We start from the raw sequence: 17,861 nt of genomic DNA on the forward strand, positions 1-17,861 counted from the left end.
TGGGATATGGGTAACGAAAGACCCGAGATTGTAAGGGAAAAAACACCTTTAAGCTGTAGGCTTCCCGCCTTGGACGCCACGCGGACGCCTCGTATGGCGTGCCGTCCGGCTCAATCCACGGGTTGCCTTGAGCGGGCAACTGCCTATATGGCCGACCAACCCCCTATAATGTCGGCTGAAATTTCTCTCCAGCAGGAAGTCCCAATGAAGCGACCCAGTGGCCGCGCCGCCGAACAGCTGCGTCAGATCCGCATTACCCGCAACTACACCAAGCATGCCGAAGGCTCGGTACTGGTCGAGTTCGGCGATACCAAGGTGATCTGCACCGTGAGTGTCGAGTCCGGCGTGCCGCGCTTTCTCAAAGGGCAGGGACAGGGCTGGCTGACCGCCGAATACGGCATGCTGCCGCGTGCCACCGGCGAACGCACTCAACGCGAGGCCAGCCGCGGCAAGCAAGGCGGCCGCACCCTGGAAATCCAGCGTTTGATCGGTCGCTCGCTGCGCGCTGCGCTGGACATGAGCAAGCTGGGCGAGAACACCTTGTACGTCGACTGCGACGTGATCCAGGCGGATGGCGGCACCCGCACCGCGTCGATCACCGGCGCCATGGTTGCGCTGATTGATGCACTGAAAGTCCTCAAGAAGCGCGGCGCCTTGAAAAATGGCGATCCGATCAAGCAGATGATTGCGGCGGTCTCGGTGGGCATCTATCAGGGCGAGCCGGTGCTGGACCTTGATTACCTGGAAGACTCCGCGGCGGAAACCGACCTCAACGTGGTCATGACCGACGCTGGCGGTTTCATTGAAGTACAAGGCACTGCTGAAGGCGCCCCGTTCCAGCCGGAAGAGCTCAATGCCATGCTGGCCCTGGCCCGCAGCGGCCTTGATGAACTATTCGCCTTGCAGCGCGCCGCGCTGGCCGACTGAAGGAACCCCGGCGATGAACGATCAACCCCTGGTTCCGCAGCCCAGTGTCGAGGCTCGTCGCTGGGCCATGCTCTGTCACTACGCCGCTTTCGCCTGGTTCATCGTGCCGATGATTGGCAATGTGCTGGGGCCGCTGATCGTCTGGCAGCTGAAGAAGGACCTGGATCCGTTCGTTGACCAACAGGGCAAGGAAGCGCTGAACTTCCAGATCACGGTCAGCGTTGCGTTGATGGTCTGCGGGCTGTTGGCCTGGATACTGATCGGCTTCCCGCTGATGGTACTGGTCAGCGTGGTTGCCCTGGTGCTGGTGATCATTGCGGGCATCAAGGCCAACGACGGGGTGGCCTATCGGTACCCCTTCTGTTGGCGGTTGGTGAAATAAAAAAAGCCCTGCAGATGCAGGGCTTTTTTATGGCGCGGTGCTCAGTTGCATTCCAAGGGCATGCCGCACGGGGCGAAACCGCAAAAGGCGTCGACACTGCCAACATCGCCCTCGACCGGCTCCTGAGTGCGCAAGGCGTTCACCGGGCCGTCCTGCAGGTTGGTGTGAGTGTCGATAACCAGCGCAGCGCTAATCGCCAGGAGCAGCGCCAGCAGCAGGAGGCGCGCAGGGCTACGGGGTTGAGTGGTGCTCATCTCAGTTCTCCAGGCCAAACCAGCGGCGGGCGCGTACGCCGAGCAAGCTGCCGATGAAGGCCAGGGCAAACCAGACCCAACCGTGCAGGCTGCCGGAGGCGATGCCGCTAAACAGCGCGCCGACGTTGCAACCAAAGGCCAGACGTGCGCCATAGCCCATCAGCAGCCCACCGATGATGGCGGCCAGAGCCGAACCGAGCGGAATGCGTGTTACTGGGGCGAAACGCCCGGCCAGGCCGGCAGCAAACAGCGCACCGAGAATCAGGCCGAAGTTGGTCACCGAGGTGGTTTCGGCCAGGATCGGCCCTTCCAGGGCGGCGGCCGGCATCGACCAGGTCCAGTATTCCCAGCTGCTGACGTCCAGACCGACCAGTCCGGCGAGCTTGGCACCCCACAGGTTGAAGGCGAAGGTCACCGACCACGGCTGTCCCGACAGCAGCAGGTTGGCCACGCTGAGCAGCGCTAGAGCTAGCGAAGCCCAGGCCAGCGGCCAATAGCCGCGCCATAGGCGCTGTCCGTTGCTCAGCTCAGGGACACCGGCGGGCGCGCGAAAAATCGAGGCCACTTGCTGCCGCTTGCGTTGCTCCCAGCGGCGCGCCAGGAAGAACACGCCGCCAAGAGCGGCCAGCTGCAGGATGATAACCGGCAGTGAACCCCAGTCGTTGGCGGGTTGGATCACGCCGATATGCCACTGCTGCGACCACCAGGGCAGGTGGGCCGTGCCAAAGAGCGCGCCGGCGATGAAGAACGCCAGGGTAATCAGCATGCGCACGCTGCCGCCGCCAATGGTGAACAGCGTGCCGGAGGCGCAGCCGCCACCCAGCTGCATGCCGACACCGAACATCAAGGAGCCGACCATCAGCGAGAGGCCGATGGGCCCAACGGCGCCCGTCAGCGGCTGGCCAAACGCCGAGCCGGCTTGCAGCAGCGGAATGAGCACCATGCAGGTCAGGCCGATCCCCAGCATTTGCGCGCGGATGCTGGCGGTGCGGCCATCGGTGATGGCTGCGCGCCAACCGCCGGCGAAGCTGAAGCTGGCGTGGTACATGACGTAGCCAAAACCGGCGCCGACCAGAGCGAGCAGGCCCTGGCGCATATCAATGGTAAAAAAACAGGCCAGCGCAAGCGCGACAATACCCACGGCCGCCACCAGGGCGACCGGGGTATCGATACGCTTGTCTGCCGCGACCGCTGCGGTCTGGGAGACAAGAATGCTCATGGATCAGCCTTTGAACGGACCGTAGCCGGGGTTGACCCATCCTTCCCACTTGCCTTCGAACGCATCCACGCGTTCGACACCCAGCAGCTTCAGCACGGTATAGGCTTGGGCGAGTTGCAGGCCGCCGCGGGCAAAGATCACCACGTGCTTGTCGGCGGTGACGCCTTGCTTGGCGAACAGCTCGCGCAGTTCGGCCGAGCTCTTCAGCGTGCGGTCGGCGTTCAGGGTGTCGTTCCAATACACATTGACTGAGTCCGGGATACGCCCGACCACGTAGTCATCCGCAGGGCGAACATCCACCACCACGGCACCGGCCTTCTGTGCGGCGCGCACGGCGGCTTCATCGAGGAATTTCGGGCCCAGGGAATTGGCCTGGTTCAGGGCGTCGCCCGCAAAGCTGAAGTTGGCCAGCTGCAGGGTTTGCGGCGTGTCGGCGCGGCTCCAGTCATCCCAGCTCTTGTCATAGAACTTGACGTTGTTGAAGCCCAGATCCTTGAGGAACAGGTAGGAGCTGGAGGCAAAGGCGCCGCTGCCGCAGTAGGAGACCACCGCCTTGTCAGGGGTGATGCCCTTGGCGGCCAGTTCATTGAGCACGTCCTGGCGGTTGCGGACCTCAGAGGTCTTCTTGTTCAGGAAGTCAGTAACCGGAATAGCTTTGGCACTGGGGATCACGCCGTCTTCCGACGCCGCCAGAAAGCGACCGTCGAGGATGACGGTGTCCGTGGCGCCGATGTGCTGGGCGACGAAATCGCGCTCCACACGGTTCTCACGCTTCTGAGTGAGTTTGAAATCGCTCGGCGTGACGCGGGTGGGCTGGGTGGTCAGCGTGCCTTTCCACTGGCTCAGGCCACCGTCGAGAACGTGCAGTTTGTCGAAGCCGGCATAATCCAGCACGACGTAGGTGCGTCCGGCCATGGAGGTGGCGCCATAGATCAACAGGGTGTCGTCATAGCTGATGCCTGCTTGGCGCAGAGCCCTCTCGATTTGTGCGTCGTCGGCGTATTCGTTGCGGATGCCATCGCGTTCGGAAACGTTCAATGCCTGCCAGGGCAGATGAATCGCACCGGCAACATGCCCCTTGGCGTATTCGGCCTCGCTGCGGATATCGAGAATCTTGACCCCGGCCTGCTGGCTTAGGGTCCGAAATTCGGCTTGGGAAACGATCAGGCCGGGGGCGGCTGAGGCCAGGCTGGGCACGGTGCCGGCCAAGGCCAGAACGGTAAGACTGCTGGCTAGCAGGTGACGCAAAGAGGGGCTATTCATGAGACTGCTCAACTTCGTGAAAGCGCAGAGCGCAAGGGGAAATCAAGCAACGATTCTAGGCGAGGGAGATATATTCTTCAAAAGAATGTTTAGTGATTTTTATATTCTAAATTTGCATATGCGGATTGTTGAGGAAAAAGCCGCAACAAACGCTAAGTAATTGAGCAGAAAGAAAAAACCGCAGCAGGGCTGCGGTTTTGATACCAGGGCGGGCGCGGCTCAGACACTCAGCAGCCAGTCGTAATCGACTGTCAGCGGTGCGTGTTGAGAGAAGCGCGGCTGGCGCGGCAGTTTGGCACTGCGCACGCAGCGGCGCATGCCAGGGGTCAGCAGTTGGTAATCGAAGCGCCAGCCCAGGTTGAGGGTTTCCGCTTGTTCACTGTTGGGCCACCAGCTGTACTGGTCGCCTTCGCGGCTGACCTCGCGCAACGCATCGACATAGCCCATGGTGCCCAATACTTCGTCCATCCAGGCCCGCTCGGGTGCCAGAAAGCCTGGTAGCTGCTGGCAGTCGCGCCAGTTCTTCACGTCGATTTTCTGGTGGGCGACGTGCAGGGAACCGCAATAGATGTATTCGCGACGCTTGCGACGTTGCTTGTCCAGGTAGCGGGCAAAGTCCTCCATGAACTTGAATTTCTGGTTCAGGTTTTCATCGCCATCCTGGCCGGATGGCAGGAGCAGGCTGGCAATACTCACCTTGTCGAAATCGGCCTGCAGATAACGTCCGTAGCGATCGGCTGTTTCAAAGCCGAGTCCGCTGATGACGGCCTTGGGCTGCTGGCGGGAATAAATCGCCACGCCGCCCTGGCTGGGCACTTCGGCCTCGCACGCGTACAGGAAATAACCATCCAGCTGAAACGCCGGGTCATCCAGTTCGAAAGTGGAAGCGCGCGTGTCTTGCAGGCAGATCACGTCGGCATTCTGGGCTTGCAGCCAGCTGAGAAGACCTCGCTCGGCTGCTGCCTGAATGCCATTCACGTTCACATTGATGATCCGCATAAATGGCCCCAAAAAAGTCGGGTGGGCGTGATCAGATCGATCATCTGCGCCCGAGGAACCGCAAGGATAGGCGGTTCAAATTCACAGAAAGCCAGCATTGTGAGCTGGCCGGCAATATTGACGGCGAATCTTATCATTCCGAGCTGCTATAACGCAGCGTTACGTTAAGTTTCTGCCTATCGAGGCGATGCCTAAAAGCTCTTGGTCGTTAATAGAGGCATCCCTTCAAACGTACCCACTCGAGGTGCTGTCACCTCGAATGCGTGGGGCCGGACGGGCGTGTATCATGCGAGCCGTTTGCAACCGGCTCAATTCAGGTTTTTACCATGCAGGCTTACCAGCGCGATTTCATCCGTTTTGCCATCGAACGCGGCGTGCTGCGTTTTGGTGAATTCACCCTCAAGTCCGGTCGGACCAGCCCGTATTTCTTCAATGCCGGGCTGTTCAACAGCGGCGGCGCACTGGCCAAGCTGGGACAGTTTTATGCGGAGGCGATCCAGGACAGCGGTATCGATTTCGATGTGCTGTTCGGCCCGGCCTACAAGGGAATCCCGCTGGCGGCGACCACTGCGGTGGCACTGGCCGAACAGCATGATCGTGACCTGCCCTGGTGTTTCAACCGCAAGGAAGCCAAGGATCACGGCGAAGGCGGCACCCTGGTGGGTGCGCCGCTGGCGGGCCGTGTGCTGATCGTCGATGACGTGATCACCGCCGGCACGGCGATTCGTGAAGTCATGCAGATCATCCAGGCTCAGGGTGCGCAGGCTGCCGGTGTGCTGATTGCGTTGAACCGCCAGGAGCGCGGCCAAGGTGAATTGTCGGCAATCCAGGAAGTGGAACGCGATTTCGCCATGCCGGTGATCAGCATCGTGTCGTTGGCCCAGGTGCTGGAATACCTCGCTGAAGACGCTGAACTCAAACGCTACTTGCCAGCGGTCGAAGCCTACCGCGTACAGTACGGCGTCTGATTCTGGTTCAAGGGAGTAAGAGGCATGGCTCGACAGGGACGGTTTCGCAAGGTGCTGATGGTGATGTCGCTGCTGGCCTGGCCGGCAGCGGCCAGTGAGCTGTACCGTTACACCAACGACCAGGGCGTGTTGGTGCTCGACCGCCATGGCGTGCCGGCGCAATTTATCGGTAAAGGGTACGAAGTGCTCAACAGCCAGGGCCGAGTGATCCGGGTGGTTCCGCCGGCTTTGAGTGCGGAGCAGTACCAGCGTCTGCAGGATGAGAAGGCGCAGGCCGAAGCGGATACCAAGCTGCTGCGTCTGTATGCCGGGGTGGCTGATGTCGATCGCGCCAGGCAGCGCAAACTGGCTGAATTGGATGGGCTGATCCGCATTGCCCAGGGCAATCAGCAGGCCGCGCGCAACCAGCAAAACGCCTTGCAAGCCCAGGCCGCCGGACAGGAGCGCGCCGGTCGACCTGTCCCCGAGACCCTGCTCACGCAGATTGCCGAGCTGGAGCGTGAGCACCAGCGCTTGCACAAGGACATCGAGCGCTACCAGCGTGCCCAGCGTGACGCCGAAAAAACGTTTGCCGATGATCGCGCACGCATTGCCGCCCTGCTTGGCGAAGGCTGAGCCGCTTTTTCCGACCAGCGGATGAGTGGCCGGTCGCGCTGCGAAGGGGGCCGGCGGCGGTGCCACGCTCGGCCCCGGCCGAGGGCGAAGTCCTTCTATCCCGCCATTCTGCGTCTATTCGCGCCGCGCCAAGCGCTTGAGGTTGGCGTGGCTTAGCAAGCTATGTGTTGCGAATCAATAGGTTGATGGTAGGGGGGTGCTGGCAAAAGTCTGCCTGTACCTTGCGCCCCTTCTTTTTTGGGGCATGCCGTGCAGATGAGCGAGAAGCAACAGAATTACCAGACGCTCCATAAACCCCAGGCGCAGTTTGCCACCCGCAAGGACTACCTCGACCACGAGCTGGAGATCATGGCCCCGCGCCGGTGGGGGATGAACCTGCCGTTTCGCGACTACCGCTTCGAGTACGAGGACTGGGTACCGGCCTTGGCCGCCACCATCGGCAAGATCGTCATGGTGGCCGCTGTGGTCGCCGCGTTTGCCGCGCCGCTAGGCTTGTCCAATGATTTTGTCATCGACAATGTGCGCTACGAGATGCTCATTGCGGCGTTGCTGTTCGTGGTGCTGTTTTCCGGCTTTCTGATCCCTACGGCCAACCTGGCCGGCACCCACGGTCCGCTGATTCCATTGATCCCGCTGATCGTCGTCTCCGGTGGGCACCCCATGGCGCTGGGCATCATGGTCGGCGTGCTGGGGCTGGCGCTCGGCGTGTTGCGTGGCGGCAGCTTGCTTGCGCGACTGACCAGCGACGGGGTCTGTGGCGGCCTGCTGCTGTACCTGGGGTTCATCGGTACGGTGTCGCAGATCGAGGCGCTGTTCACCTGGGCCTCCGGCTTCGACATGGGTTACCTGGCCTTCGTGGTGGTGTTGGCCACCATCGTGCTGTATGCCTACCTGGAGCATCTGCGAGCACGCTGGTTGGCAATCCCGTTGGGCTGCGCGTTGGCCGCGCTGATTGCCTTCGCGTTGGGCGCGCCATTTGAATTCACCACCGAGCCGGGCATTCCTAACCTCAATCCAGCCTACTGGTGGGGCGCCGATACGGGTTGGCAGCTCGGACTGCCGGAGCTGCATCACTTCATCGCGGTGGCGCCATTCGCCGTGCTGACGGTGGCCATGTGGCCGCCGGACTTTCTCGGCCATCGCATTTTTCAGCAGCTCAATTACCCCCATAAGGCGCAGAAAGTGCTGATGAACATCGACGACACCATGTGCGTGGCGGCGGCGCGTCAGGTGGTGGGTACGGCCCTGGGTGGCGGTAACCTGGCGTCGTCCTGGGGCACTTACATGGTGCCGGCAGCCATCGCCCGGCGACCGATCCCGGCCGGCGCGATCCTCACCGGCCTGCTTTGTGTGATCGCGGCACTCTGGGGTTACCCGATGGACCTCGCAGTCTGGCCGCCGGTGCTCAGCGTGGCGCTGCTGGTCGGTGTATTCCTGCCGCTGCTGGAGGCCGGCATGCAGATGACGCGCGAAGGCAAGACCTCGCAGTCCGCTGCCATCGTGATCTTTTCTTCGGCGCTGGTGAACCCGGTGTTCGGCTGGTCGCTGACCATGATGCTGGACAATCTCGGCCTGATTGGCGACCGCGAGCGGGGTATCGGTATGAGCCGACTGCAGCGCTGGGTCATTCCGATCGTGATGTTTGGGGTGCTGTGTGCGGTGATGGCGGCGATCGGCATGTTCCCCGGCGTGCCGGCGCTGATGGAAAGCTTCCGCAGTCTGGACTGAGCATGAAAAAGGGGAGCCGCGGCTCCCCTTTTTCTTTCTGGGCGTTTAGGCGCCGCTGTTATTGGTGATCAGCGTGCCAACACCGGTGTCGGTGAAGATCTCCAGCAGCACCGCATTGGGTACCCGACCGTCGATGATGTGCGCGCTGTTGACGCCACCCTGCACCGCTTCCAGGGCGCAGCGGATCTTCGGCAGCATGCCGCCGTAGATGGTGCCGTCGGCGATCAGCGCATCCACCTGCTCGGTGGACAGGCCGGTGAGCACGTTACCCTGCTTGTCCATCAGGCCGGCGATGTTGGTCAGCAGCATCAGCTTCTCGGCCTTGAGCGCCTCGGCGACTTTGCCAGCCACCAGGTCGGCGTTGATGTTGTAGGACTCGCCGTCCTTGCCCACGCCAATTGGCGCAATCACCGGGATGAAGTTGCCGTTCACCAGGCGGGTGAGCAGGTCGGTGTTGATGTGGACCACTTCGCCGACCTGGCCGATGTCGATGATCTCCGGCTGGGTCATTTCCGGCGTCTGGCGGGTGACCTTCAGCTTGCGGGCGCGGATCAGGTTGGCGTCTTTGCCGGTGAGCCCCAGGGCCTGGCCGCCGTGGCGGTTGATCAGGTTGACGATGTCCTTGTTGACCTGGCCGCCGAGGACCATTTCCACCACGTCCATGGTCTGGCTGTCGGTGACGCGCATGCCGTCAATGAAGTGGCTTTCGATGGACAGGCGCTTGAGCAGGTCGCCGATCTGCGGGCCGCCGCCGTGCACCACCACCGGGTTGATACCCACCGCTTTCATCAGCACGATGTCGCGGGCGAAGCCGGTCTTCAGCTCCTCGCTCTCCATGGCGTTGCCGCCGTACTTGATCACCAAGGTCTTGCCGACGAAGCGGCGAATGTAGGGCAGCGCTTCGGACAGTACCTGGGCGACTTGGGTAGCGTCATCACGACTGAGGGTCATGCGGAACTCCGGTGCAACGTTTCGGGGGGTTGTAAGGCGACCGCACCACGCAAGGCAGGGTGCGGTTGTGCAAATTATCGGCTGTAAGACTAAGGATCTGCGGGAAAAGTCAGCTGTTCGGCAATTTATTCCGAATGCTACTAGAACGGCAGCGCCAGCCTGGGCACCACCTTGTGCAGCTGCTCGCGGAACACCGCCTGGATGCGTGCCAGCTCCCCGGCGGTTTCTGCCTCGAAGCGCAGCACCAGTACCGGGGTGGTGTTGGAGGCGCGTACCAGGCCCCAACCGTGTGGATAATCGATGCGCAAGCCATCCAGCGTGGTGAGTTGCGCATCGCCCCACTGGGCATCGCGCTGCAGCGCGGCGATGATCTTGAACTTGCTGTCTTCGGTGACTTGGATGTTGATTTCCGGGGTGGACACGTCATCGGGGAAGGCGGCGAACAACGGTTCGGCGGCTTGTTGTTCCAGGCTGAGGATTTCCAGCAGGCGCGCGGCGGCATAAATGCCGTCGTCGAAGCCGAACCAGCGCTCCTTGAAGAAGATGTGCCCGCTCATCTCGCCGGCCAGCAGTGCGCCGGTTTCCTTCATCTTTTTCTTCATCAGCGAGTGGCCGGTTTTCCACATCACCGGTCGCCCGCCGTGGGCGCTGACCAGGGCGGCCAGGCGGCGGGTGCACTTGACGTCGTAGATCACATCGGCGCCGGGGTTGCGCGAAACCACGTCCTTGGCGAACAGCATCAGCAGGCGATCGGGGTAGACAATGGTGCCGGTGTTGGTCACCACGCCGACCCGGTCGGCATCGCCGTCGAACGCCAGGCCCAGGTCGGCTTTCTCGGCTTTCACCCGAGCGATCAGATCCTTGAGGTTGTCGGGCTTGCCTGGATCGGGATGATGGTTGGGGAAATGCCCATCCACCTCGCAATACAGCGGAATCACCGTGCAGCCCAGGGCTTCGATCAGCTGCGGTGCAATCACGCCACCGACGCCGTTGCCGCAGTCGACCACCACTTTCAGGGGTTTGGCCAGGGCGATGTCGTCGCGGATCTGGGCGAAATAGCGCGGCAGGATATCGATCTGCTCGACACTGCCCAGACCCTGAGCCAGGTCCTGGGTGTCAATGCGGGTTTTCAGCGCCAGGATCTGTTCATTGGCCAGGGTGTCGCCGGCAATGACGATCTTGAAGCCGTTGTAATCCGGCGGGTTGTGGCTACCGGTGAGCATGACTCCGGAGGTGGCCGGCAGTACATGGGTGGCGAAGTAAAGCACCGGTGTGGGCACCATGCCCAGGTCCGTGACCTGACAGCCGCAATCGACCAGGCCCTGGATCAGCGGCTGCGCCAGCAGCGGGCCGGACAGGCGCCCGTCGCGGCCGACGGCTACGCACGGCTCCCCCTTGGCCAGGCTGGCCGAGCCGATGGCGCGACCGATCCAGTAAGCGCTGTCGGCGGTCAGGCTGTCGCCAACCACGCCGCGGATGTCATAAGCGCGAAAAATGCTCGCCGGCAAGGCCGGTACGCTAGGGGCCGATTGGGATGCGACAGGCGGATCGATATCGTGAAGGTCCAGGTCAAGTATTTCCGTGGGCTGGAACAACGGGTCGACCAGCTGGTTATTAGCCTCCGCTTTCGGCGCAACTGCTGCAGGCTTGGTCGGTGCCGCCTGGTGCGGCAGGCGGGCGAGCTGTTGCGCCAGTTGGCTGAGCGCGGCCAGGTACAGGCGAGGCGCCTGGATATTCTTGCCCTCGATGAGGGCTTGCAGCATCTGGCCCAGCTGCCGCACATCGTGATGCAGGCGGTGCTGTTGTTGCTTGCGCAGCCAGTGCAGGCCCAGTAGCAGCCCGGCCACAGCGAGCAAGGCGGCGAAGCCCAGCCAGTGGAAGGCCGGCAGGCTGGCCAGGGTGCCGCTGGGGCTGAAGCTCAGTTGCCAGTGCGGATTGCCGCTAGTCAGGGTAACAGGAACGTGCGAAGCCTCCTGGCCGCCGCGTTGAGCGAGCAGTTGCGCCGGAGCATTGCCGAATTGCTGGGTCAGGCGCAGCTGGCCGACGTCGGCGGGAAGCACGGGGAGAGTGCGCAGCAGACGTTGCAGATCAGTGACCAGCAACAGGCTGCCCAATACCTGCTCGTCTTCACCCACAGCCACAGCGCTGTAGAGCAGCCAGCGTTTATCGACCTGGTAGGCTTCCGGCGCCGGCTTGAGGCCGTTTTCGGCGCGCCGTTGCAAATCCACGGCGGCGAAATTTACAGGCACTCGGCGGTTGCGATCAGGTCGCGCTTCACCCTGGCGGCTCAGTACGGCGTCGATAACCCCGGCAGAGGTTGCCAGGCTGCGCTCGGCCTGTTGCAGCAACGCATTGTCGTCGGTGCTCAGGGCCTGGATGACTTCCGGCTGCTGCGCCAGTGCCCGAACATCGTCAGCCAGCAGGTTAAGCCCCTGTTGCAGGGCGCTGGCCTGGCTGTCGGCCCAAGCCTGCACCAGGCGGGCCTGCTGTTGCTGGCGTTGTTCGAGCAGGCCGTAACCGAGAAGCAGGCCGGCAGTCAGCAGAGCGCCGAGGCCGATCAGCAGGGCAGGCGTCCAGCCAGAGTTGTGGCGCATCGGTTGGCTGGACGCCGGGCTCGCTGGGCGAGCGTCCTTATGATTTTTATTCTGGCGTTTCACGTACATCTCCCTGCGCGTGTTTTCCGGAAAGGACTCAGTGGCTGCCGGAGTGCCCGAAGCCGCCGGTACCGCGCAGGCTGTTGTCGAACTCCTCGACCAGCTCGAAGTGCGCCTGCACCACCGGTACCAGCACCAGTTGAGCCAGGCGCTCGCCGATCTTGACGGTGAAGGCATCGTTGCCACGGTTCCAGCAGGACACCATCAGCTCGCCCTGGTAGTCGGAGTCGATCAGCCCGACCAGATTGCCGAGCACGATGCCGTGTTTATGCCCCAGACCCGAGCGTGGCAGGATCAGCGCGGCCAGGCCCGGATCGGCAATATGGATGGCCAGCCCGGTGGGAATCAGTACGGTCTGGCCCGGTTGCAGGGTCAGGTCGTCCTGCAGCATGGCGCGCAGGTCGAGGCCGGCGGAGCCGGGCGTGGCGTAACCGGGCAGCGGGAAGTCGCGGCCCAGGCGGGGATCGAGAATCTTGGCTTGCAAAGCGTGCATAACAGGTCTCAGTGGGCCGCGTAACGCGCGGCGATAAGGGCGATCAACTGGCGGGCGATCTTGCCCTTGCTGGTTTGGGCGAAGCCAGTCTGCTGCAACTGGCGGTCGATGACGGTGATGGCGTTCTCTTCGCTGTTGAAGCCAATGCTCGGATTGGCCACATCGTTGGCGACGATCAGGTCGAGGTTCTTGTCCTTGAGCTTGCGTGCGGCGTAATCGAGCAGGTGTTCGGTTTCCGCGGCGAAGCCGACGCTGAACGGCCGGTCGGGACGCGCGGCCAGGGTGGCCAGAATGTCCGGGTTGCGCACCATCTGCAGGTACAGGCCGTCGCCGGTGGTGGGGTCTTTCTTGAGTTTGTGCGGCGCAACGACCTCGGGACGGTAATCGGCCACCGCCGCGGCGGCGATGAGGATATCGCTGGGCATCGCCGCTTCGCAGGCGGCGAGCATGTCGCGGGCACTGACCACGTCGATGCGCTGCACGCGATCCGGGGTTGGCAAAAACACCGGGCCGCTGACCAATGTCACCTGGGCGCCGGCTTCGGCGGCCGCCTCCGCCAGGGCGAAGCCCATCTTGCCGGAGCTGTGGTTGGTGATGTAGCGCACCGGGTCGATGTTTTCCTGCGTGGGTCCGGCGGTGATCAGCACGCGCACGCCGTCCAGCACGTTGCGTTGGAAGCAGTCGGCGGCCAATTGCGCCAGGTCGTCGGCTTCCAGCATGCGCCCGAGGCCCACGTCGCCGCAGGCCTGACTGCCCGATGCCGGGCCGAACAGGCGCATGCCGCGCTGGGCAAGCGTCTGCGCATTGGCCTGAGTGGCCGGGTCGCGCCACATGGCCTGGTTCATGGCCGGCGCCAGGGCAACCTGGGCGTCGGTGGCCAGAACCAAGGTGGTCAGCAGGTCATTGGCCACGCCCTGTGCCAAGCGCGCCATGATGTCGGCGGTGGCCGGGGCGATCAGCACCAGGTCGGCCCATTTGGCCAGCTCGATATGCCCCATCGCGGCTTCGGCGGCGGGGTCGAGCAGGTCCAGGTGCACCGGATGGCCGGATAGCGCCTGCAGGGTCAGCGGGGTGATGAATTCGCGGCCGCCATGGGTCATGACGACATGAACGTCGGCGCCCTGGTCGCGTAAGCGACGCACCAGTTCGGCGCTCTTGTAGGCAGCGATGCCGCCGCCGACGCCCAGCACGATGCGTTTCCGATAGAGTCGCTGCATAGGCCAGCCTTTTAGCTAAGACGAGACAAGGCGCACAGCGCGACGCCTCCCCAGGCCAACGCTGCGCGTAAGGGCGGCTACGATATCACAGCGTCAATGGCGCACGCGGGGCAATGAGAACAAGAAAACGACAAGGAGACGTCATGAGTATTCGCAATTGGCCGGTGGCGGAGCGGCCGCGGGAAAAGCTGCTCGAGCAAGGTGCGGCGGCATTGTCCGATGCCGAGCTGTTGGCGATTTTTCTACGTACCGGCGTGGTCGGACGCAGTGCCGTAGACCTGGCTCGCCATCTGCTCAATGAGTTCGGCAGCCTGCGATCGCTGCTGGAGGCGGACCTGTCCCGTTTCAGCTCCCACCTGGGCCTTGGTCCGGCCAAGTTTGCCCAGCTGCAGGCGGTGCTGGAGATGGGCCGGCGGCATCTGGCCGAGCGGATCAAGCGCGATTCGGCACTGGAAAGCCCGCAAGCCGTGCGCGACTACCTCAAGGCGCAGTTGCGCCACGAACCCCACGAAGTGTTCGGTTGCCTGTTTCTTGATGCCAAGCACCGTGTGCTGGCCTTCGAGGCGCTGTTTCGCGGCACCGTTGACGGTGCCAGCGTGTATCCCCGCCAGGTGGTCAAACGCGCCCTGGCGCACAACGCCGCCGCGTTGATCCTGACCCATAACCATCCCTCGGGGGTGGCTGAGCCGAGCCAGGCTGATCGCCAGCTCACCGAACGGCTCAAAGAGGCGCTGGCCTTGGTCGATGTGCGTGTGCTCGATCATTTTATCGTCGGTGATGGTGAGCCGCTGTCGATGGCGGAGTCTGGCTGGATGTAACGGTCCTGCAGGCGGCTCCCGCAGGTTGAAGTGCGCGCAGATTCCCTCGTGGGGCCGATTCATATCGGCTGACGGAGTCTGCTGCCTCGCCGCTAGATCTGCTGCAGCACCTCTTCCGCTGCTTGCCAGGGCAATCCATGCGCGTCGGCAACGCCGGAGTGGGTAAGTGTGCCGACGGCCAGATTCAGGCCGCGCCGTAGGTGTGCATCATTCTGCAACGCCTGGCGGCAGCCCTGGTCGGCCAGGGCGATGACGAAGGGCAGGGTGGCGTTATTCAGCGCCAGGGTCGAGGTGCGGGCCACCGCGCCAGGCATGTTGCTCACGCAGTAATGCACCACATTATCGACGATGAAGGTTGGCTTGGCGTGGGTGGTCGGTCGTGAGGTTTCCGCGCAGCCGCCCTGGTCGATGGCCACATCCACGATCACGGAGCCGGGCAGCATGCGTTTGACCATGTCCGCCGAGATCAGCTTGGGCGCCGCCGCGCCGGGAATCAGCACACTGCCGATCACCAGGTCGGCGGTCAGGAGGCGCTCCTCCAGGCTGTCGCGGGTCGAGTACAGGGTCTGCACGCGGTTGCCGTACTGGGCATCCAGGCGGCGCAGGGCATCGACCTGGGTGTCCAGCACACTGACTTCCGCGCCAAGCCCCACCGCCATGGCCAGCGCCTGGCTGCCGACCACCCCCGCGCCGAGAATCAGCACCTTACCCGGCGCCACCCCCGGCACACCGCCGAGCAGCACACCGCGCCCGCCCTGCGGTGTTTCCAGGCAATGGGCGCCGGCCTGGATGGCCATGCGTCCGGCGACTTCGGACATCGGCGCCAGCAACGGCAGGCGACCCTGGGCATCGGTGACGGTTTCATAGGCAATGCAGGTGGCGCCGCTGGCCAGCAGCTCGTCGGTCTGTGCGCGGTCCGCCGCCAGGTGCAGGTAGGTGAACAGGCAATGCTGTGGCGTCAGTCGGGCGCGTTCTTCAGGCTGCGGTTCCTTGACCTTGACGATCAATTCGCTGGCCCCGTAGAGCGTGTCGGCATCGGCGACCACCAGGGCGCCCGCCGCTTCGTATTGCAGGTCGTGAAAGCCGATGGCCGCTCCCGCCTGACTCTGCACCAGCACGCGATGGCCATGGTGGATGAGTTCCGCCACCGAGGCCGGGGTCAGGCCGACGCGGTTTTCCTGGGGTTTGATTTCCTTGGGCACGCCGATTTCCATGGGCTCACTCCTTGACCACGCGAATGCCACTGAGCAGGTCGACCGGCATCGGGAACAGGATGGTGGAGTTTTTGTCCGTGGCGATGGCGCTCAGCGTCTGCATGTAGCGCAACTGCATGGCGCCCGGTTGCTGGGCCAGCACCTGGGCGGCCTGCATGAGTTTTTCCGAGGCCTGCAATTCGCCTTCGGCGTGAATCACCTTGGCGCGCCGCTCACGTTCCGCCTCGGCCTGGCGGGCGATGGCGCGGATCATCGACTCGTCCAGATCGACGTGCTTGATTTCAACGTTAGCCACCTTGATGCCCCAGGCGTCGGTCTGGGCATCCAGAACCTTTTGAATGTCAGCATTCAGGCGCTCGCGCTCGGCGAGCATGTCGTCCAGTTCGTGCTTGCCGAGTACCGAGCGCAGTGTGGTCTGCGCCAGCTGGCTGGTGGCGGCGTGGTAGTCCTCGACCTGAATGATCGCCTTTTGCGCATCGAGCACCCGGTAATAAATCACCGCATTGACCTTCACCGAGACGTTGTCGCGGGAAATCACATCCTGGGTTGGCACATCCAGCACGATGGTGCGCAAGTCGACGCGAACCATCTGTTGCAGGCCGGGGATCACCAGAATCAGTCCCGGGCCCTTGACCTTCCAGAAGCGGCCCAACTGGAACACCACGCCCCGTTCGTACTCGCGCAGAATGCGAAAGGCCGACAGGATCAGGGCAACCAGCAGGATCACCACCATGGAAACACTCAAGGAATAGCCCATCATCGCTCTGTCTCCCGGGTTGTTGGCGTGTCGTTGGCTGCGACCTGCAGCGTGAGTCCCTGGCGCGCCTGCACCTGCACCTGTTGCCCGGCACGCAGCGGCGTCGTGCTCTCTACCTGCCAGCGCTCGCCTTGCAGGGTTACCCAGCCGCAGCGGGCATCGCTTTGCAGCGCCTCGATGGTGGCCAGGCTGCCCACCAGGCCGGCATCGCCCGCCACCGACACTTGGCGGCGAGCGCGCAAGGCCATGGCCAGAATGGCCAGCATCAACCCCGCGCTGATCAGCGCCAGGGTGACGATCAGCGGCAGCGGAATGCCGTAACCGGGCACCTCGGTGTCGATGAGGATCAGCGCGCCGAAGATGAACGCCGCGATGCCGCCGAATCCCAGCACACCGAAGCTGGGCAAAAACGCCTCGGCCGCCATGCACACCAGGCCGAGCAGAATCAACGCCATGCCGGCATAACTCACCGGCAGCAATTGCAGGGCGTACAGCCCGAGGATCAGGCAAATGCCACCGACCACGCCGCCCACGCCGGAGCCGGGATTGGAGAATTCGAAGATCAGCCCATAGATGCCGATCATCATCAGGATCAGTGCCACGCTGGGGTTGGTAATCACTGCCAGAATGCGCGTGCGCCAGTCGGGCAGCCGTTCCTGCAAGGCGGCGCCGGCAGTGGCCAGGGTTTTCGGGCCGGCAACCGTGTCCAGCGTCTTGCCGTCCAGCTGGGCGAGGAGTGCCGGCAGGTCGGCGGCTACGTAATCAATGACCTTGAGCTTCAGGGCTTCCTCGGCGGACAGGCTGACGGCCTCGCGCACCGCCTGTTCGGCCCACTCGGCATTGCGTCCACGCAGGTTGGCCAGGCCGCGGATATACGCAGCGGCATCGTTGACCTGTTTGCGGGTCATGGCATCACCGCCCGGCTCAGCCGGCGCGTTACCTTCCGGCGGCTCGGCATCCGGGGTGGGCTGTGGCTGTTGCGGCGGTGTTCCAGGAGCGCCGCCAATGGCTACCGGCGTTGCCGCACCCAGGTTGGTGCCCGGCGTCATGGCCGCGACATGGCTGGCATATAGGATGTAGGTGCCGGCGCTGGCCGCGCGTGCGCCGCCTGGCGATACGTAGCTGACCACCGGTACCGGGCTGGCGAGGATCGCCTTGATGATGTCGCGCATGGAGGTGTCCAGCCCGCCCGGCGTGTCGATGCGCAGAACGATCAGTTGCGCCTCGTCAGTGCTGGCGCGCGACAGGCCGCGCACCACGTAGTCCGCACTGGCGGGCCCGATCACGCCCTCGACGCTGAGCACGGTAATCGGGCCAGCGGCATTCCCCACACCCGCCACGGTGAGCAAGAGGAACGACATGAGCAACTGGCGCAGGAAAGCGGGCATATCCGGTATACCTC

Annotated in this window: 17 protein-coding genes; 6 read left to right on the forward strand and 11 right to left on the reverse strand. The window is 63.4% G+C overall.

Going from position 1 to position 17,861, the window contains the following annotated elements; translation table 11 throughout:
- Nucleotides 1–204 precede the first annotated feature (204 nt).
- Together rph and H9642_RS00290 are read left to right on the forward strand one after the other, a co-directional pair.
- On the forward strand, nucleotides 205–927 hold the full coding sequence (gene rph, locus H9642_RS00285) for a ribonuclease PH (protein ID WP_251834418.1): 723 nt from the start codon (nucleotides 205–207) through the stop codon (nucleotides 925–927).
- A gap of 13 nt (nucleotides 928–940) precedes the next feature.
- Nucleotides 941–1,309, forward strand: coding sequence for a DUF4870 domain-containing protein (locus H9642_RS00290; RefSeq protein ID WP_251834419.1), 369 nt, complete (start codon nucleotides 941–943; stop codon nucleotides 1,307–1,309).
- Nucleotides 1,310–1,350: 41 nt separating this feature from the next.
- Here the strand turns inward: H9642_RS00290 and H9642_RS00295 are convergent, their stop codons facing one another.
- From H9642_RS00295 to crc, 4 genes are all read right to left on the reverse strand, one after another.
- The gene (locus H9642_RS00295) at nucleotides 1,351–1,563 is read right to left on the reverse strand and encodes a hypothetical protein (protein ID WP_251834420.1); all 213 of its coding nucleotides are present in this window, start codon (nucleotides 1,561–1,563) and stop codon (nucleotides 1,351–1,353) included.
- Nucleotide 1,564: 1 nt separating this feature from the next.
- Nucleotides 1,565–2,782, reverse strand: coding sequence for a YeeE/YedE family protein (locus H9642_RS00300; RefSeq protein ID WP_251834421.1), 1,218 nt, complete (start codon nucleotides 2,780–2,782; stop codon nucleotides 1,565–1,567).
- Nucleotides 2,783–2,785: 3 nt separating this feature from the next.
- Nucleotides 2,786–4,045, reverse strand: coding sequence for a rhodanese-like domain-containing protein (locus tag H9642_RS00305; RefSeq protein ID WP_251834422.1), 1,260 nt, complete (start codon nucleotides 4,043–4,045; stop codon nucleotides 2,786–2,788).
- Between the two features lie 219 nt (nucleotides 4,046–4,264).
- Nucleotides 4,265–5,044, reverse strand: a complete 780-nt coding sequence (crc, locus tag H9642_RS00310; protein ID WP_251834423.1) for a catabolite repression control protein Crc — start codon at nucleotides 5,042–5,044, stop codon at nucleotides 4,265–4,267.
- A gap of 326 nt (nucleotides 5,045–5,370) precedes the next feature.
- Here crc and pyrE point away from each other — a divergent pair, with 326 nt between their 5' ends.
- The 3 genes from pyrE to H9642_RS00325 all read left to right on the forward strand — a co-directional run bounded on the left by pyrE (nucleotide 5,371) and on the right by H9642_RS00325 (nucleotide 8,355).
- Nucleotides 5,371–6,012 (forward strand): orotate phosphoribosyltransferase, encoded by a 642-nt coding sequence (gene pyrE / locus H9642_RS00315; RefSeq protein WP_251834424.1) that lies wholly within the window; start codon nucleotides 5,371–5,373, stop codon nucleotides 6,010–6,012.
- A 24-nt stretch (nucleotides 6,013–6,036) separates the two neighbouring features.
- Entirely contained in the window at nucleotides 6,037–6,627 is a 591-nt protein-coding gene (locus tag H9642_RS00320; RefSeq protein WP_251834425.1) for a DUF4124 domain-containing protein, read from the forward strand.
- A gap of 255 nt (nucleotides 6,628–6,882) precedes the next feature.
- Entirely contained in the window at nucleotides 6,883–8,355 is a 1,473-nt protein-coding gene (locus H9642_RS00325) for a DUF3360 family protein (protein WP_251834426.1), read from the forward strand.
- A gap of 45 nt (nucleotides 8,356–8,400) precedes the next feature.
- On the opposite strand, the gene argB is transcribed toward H9642_RS00325, so the two are convergent.
- The 4 genes from argB to coaBC form a co-directional block, all read right to left on the reverse strand.
- On the reverse strand, nucleotides 8,401–9,306 hold the full coding sequence (gene argB, locus H9642_RS00330) for an acetylglutamate kinase (RefSeq protein WP_251834427.1): 906 nt from the start codon (nucleotides 9,304–9,306) through the stop codon (nucleotides 8,401–8,403).
- A gap of 140 nt (nucleotides 9,307–9,446) precedes the next feature.
- On the reverse strand, nucleotides 9,447–10,859 hold the full coding sequence (gene algC / locus H9642_RS00335) for a phosphomannomutase/phosphoglucomutase (protein ID WP_433962663.1): 1,413 nt from the start codon (nucleotides 10,857–10,859) through the stop codon (nucleotides 9,447–9,449).
- A 1,138-nt stretch (nucleotides 10,860–11,997) separates the two neighbouring features.
- A complete protein-coding gene (gene dut / locus H9642_RS00340) occupies nucleotides 11,998–12,453 on the reverse strand; it encodes a dUTP diphosphatase (RefSeq protein ID WP_251834428.1) in 456 nt (151 codons plus the stop codon).
- Nucleotides 12,454–12,461: 8 nt separating this feature from the next.
- A complete protein-coding gene (gene coaBC / locus H9642_RS00345) occupies nucleotides 12,462–13,670 on the reverse strand; it encodes a bifunctional phosphopantothenoylcysteine decarboxylase/phosphopantothenate--cysteine ligase CoaBC (RefSeq protein ID WP_251834429.1) in 1,209 nt (402 codons plus the stop codon).
- Nucleotides 13,671–13,813: 143 nt separating this feature from the next.
- On the opposite strand from coaBC, the gene radC reads away from it, so the two are divergent.
- Nucleotides 13,814–14,488, forward strand: a complete 675-nt coding sequence (gene radC, locus H9642_RS00350; RefSeq protein ID WP_251834430.1) for a RadC family protein — start codon at nucleotides 13,814–13,816, stop codon at nucleotides 14,486–14,488.
- 92 nt (nucleotides 14,489–14,580) lie between these two features.
- Here radC and ald read toward each other — a convergent pair whose 3' ends face one another.
- The 3 genes from ald to H9642_RS00365 are packed head-to-tail and all read right to left on the reverse strand — an operon-like array spanning nucleotide 14,581 to nucleotide 17,820.
- Nucleotides 14,581–15,702, reverse strand: coding sequence for an alanine dehydrogenase (gene ald / locus H9642_RS00355; RefSeq protein WP_251834431.1), 1,122 nt, complete (start codon nucleotides 15,700–15,702; stop codon nucleotides 14,581–14,583).
- 4 nt (nucleotides 15,703–15,706) lie between these two features.
- Entirely contained in the window at nucleotides 15,707–16,462 is a 756-nt protein-coding gene (locus H9642_RS00360; protein ID WP_251834432.1) for a slipin family protein, read from the reverse strand.
- On the reverse strand, nucleotides 16,459–17,820 hold the full coding sequence (locus H9642_RS00365; RefSeq protein WP_433962664.1) for an NfeD family protein: 1,362 nt from the start codon (nucleotides 17,818–17,820) through the stop codon (nucleotides 16,459–16,461). The genes H9642_RS00360 and H9642_RS00365 overlap by 4 nt, the downstream gene beginning before the upstream one ends.
- Nucleotides 17,821–17,861 lie beyond the last annotated feature (41 nt).

This window comes from Serpens gallinarum (genome assembly GCF_014836765.1).
Lineage (GTDB): Bacteria > Pseudomonadota > Gammaproteobacteria > Pseudomonadales > Pseudomonadaceae > Serpens > Serpens gallinarum.

Excerpts from the sequence above, each read along its gene's own strand:
- argB (WP_251834427.1), bottom strand. The coding sequence starts at position 9,306 with ATGACCCTCAGTCGTGATGACGCTACCCAAGTCGCCCAGGTACTGTCC.
- coaBC (WP_251834429.1), bottom strand. The coding sequence starts at position 13,670 with ATGCAGCGACTCTATCGGAAACGCATCGTGCTGGGCGTCGGCGGCGGC.
- H9642_RS00305 (WP_251834422.1), bottom strand. The coding sequence starts at position 4,045 with ATGAATAGCCCCTCTTTGCGTCACCTGCTAGCCAGCAGTCTTACCGTT.
- rph (WP_251834418.1), top strand. The coding sequence starts at position 205 with ATGAAGCGACCCAGTGGCCGCGCCGCCGAACAGCTGCGTCAGATCCGC.
- H9642_RS00320 (WP_251834425.1), top strand. The coding sequence starts at position 6,037 with ATGGCTCGACAGGGACGGTTTCGCAAGGTGCTGATGGTGATGTCGCTG.
- radC (WP_251834430.1), top strand. The coding sequence starts at position 13,814 with ATGAGTATTCGCAATTGGCCGGTGGCGGAGCGGCCGCGGGAAAAGCTG.
- pyrE (WP_251834424.1), top strand. The coding sequence starts at position 5,371 with ATGCAGGCTTACCAGCGCGATTTCATCCGTTTTGCCATCGAACGCGGC.
- H9642_RS00360 (WP_251834432.1), bottom strand. The coding sequence starts at position 16,462 with ATGATGGGCTATTCCTTGAGTGTTTCCATGGTGGTGATCCTGCTGGTT.
- H9642_RS00365 (WP_433962664.1), bottom strand. The coding sequence starts at position 17,820 with ATGTCGTTCCTCTTGCTCACCGTGGCGGGTGTGGGGAATGCCGCTGGC.
- H9642_RS00325 (WP_251834426.1), top strand. The coding sequence starts at position 6,883 with ATGAGCGAGAAGCAACAGAATTACCAGACGCTCCATAAACCCCAGGCG.
- H9642_RS00295 (WP_251834420.1), bottom strand. The coding sequence starts at position 1,563 with ATGAGCACCACTCAACCCCGTAGCCCTGCGCGCCTCCTGCTGCTGGCG.
- crc (WP_251834423.1), bottom strand. The coding sequence starts at position 5,044 with ATGCGGATCATCAATGTGAACGTGAATGGCATTCAGGCAGCAGCCGAG.
- ald (WP_251834431.1), bottom strand. The coding sequence starts at position 15,702 with ATGGAAATCGGCGTGCCCAAGGAAATCAAACCCCAGGAAAACCGCGTC.
- H9642_RS00290 (WP_251834419.1), top strand. The coding sequence starts at position 941 with ATGAACGATCAACCCCTGGTTCCGCAGCCCAGTGTCGAGGCTCGTCGC.
- dut (WP_251834428.1), bottom strand. The coding sequence starts at position 12,453 with ATGCACGCTTTGCAAGCCAAGATTCTCGATCCCCGCCTGGGCCGCGAC.
- H9642_RS00300 (WP_251834421.1), bottom strand. The coding sequence starts at position 2,782 with ATGAGCATTCTTGTCTCCCAGACCGCAGCGGTCGCGGCAGACAAGCGT.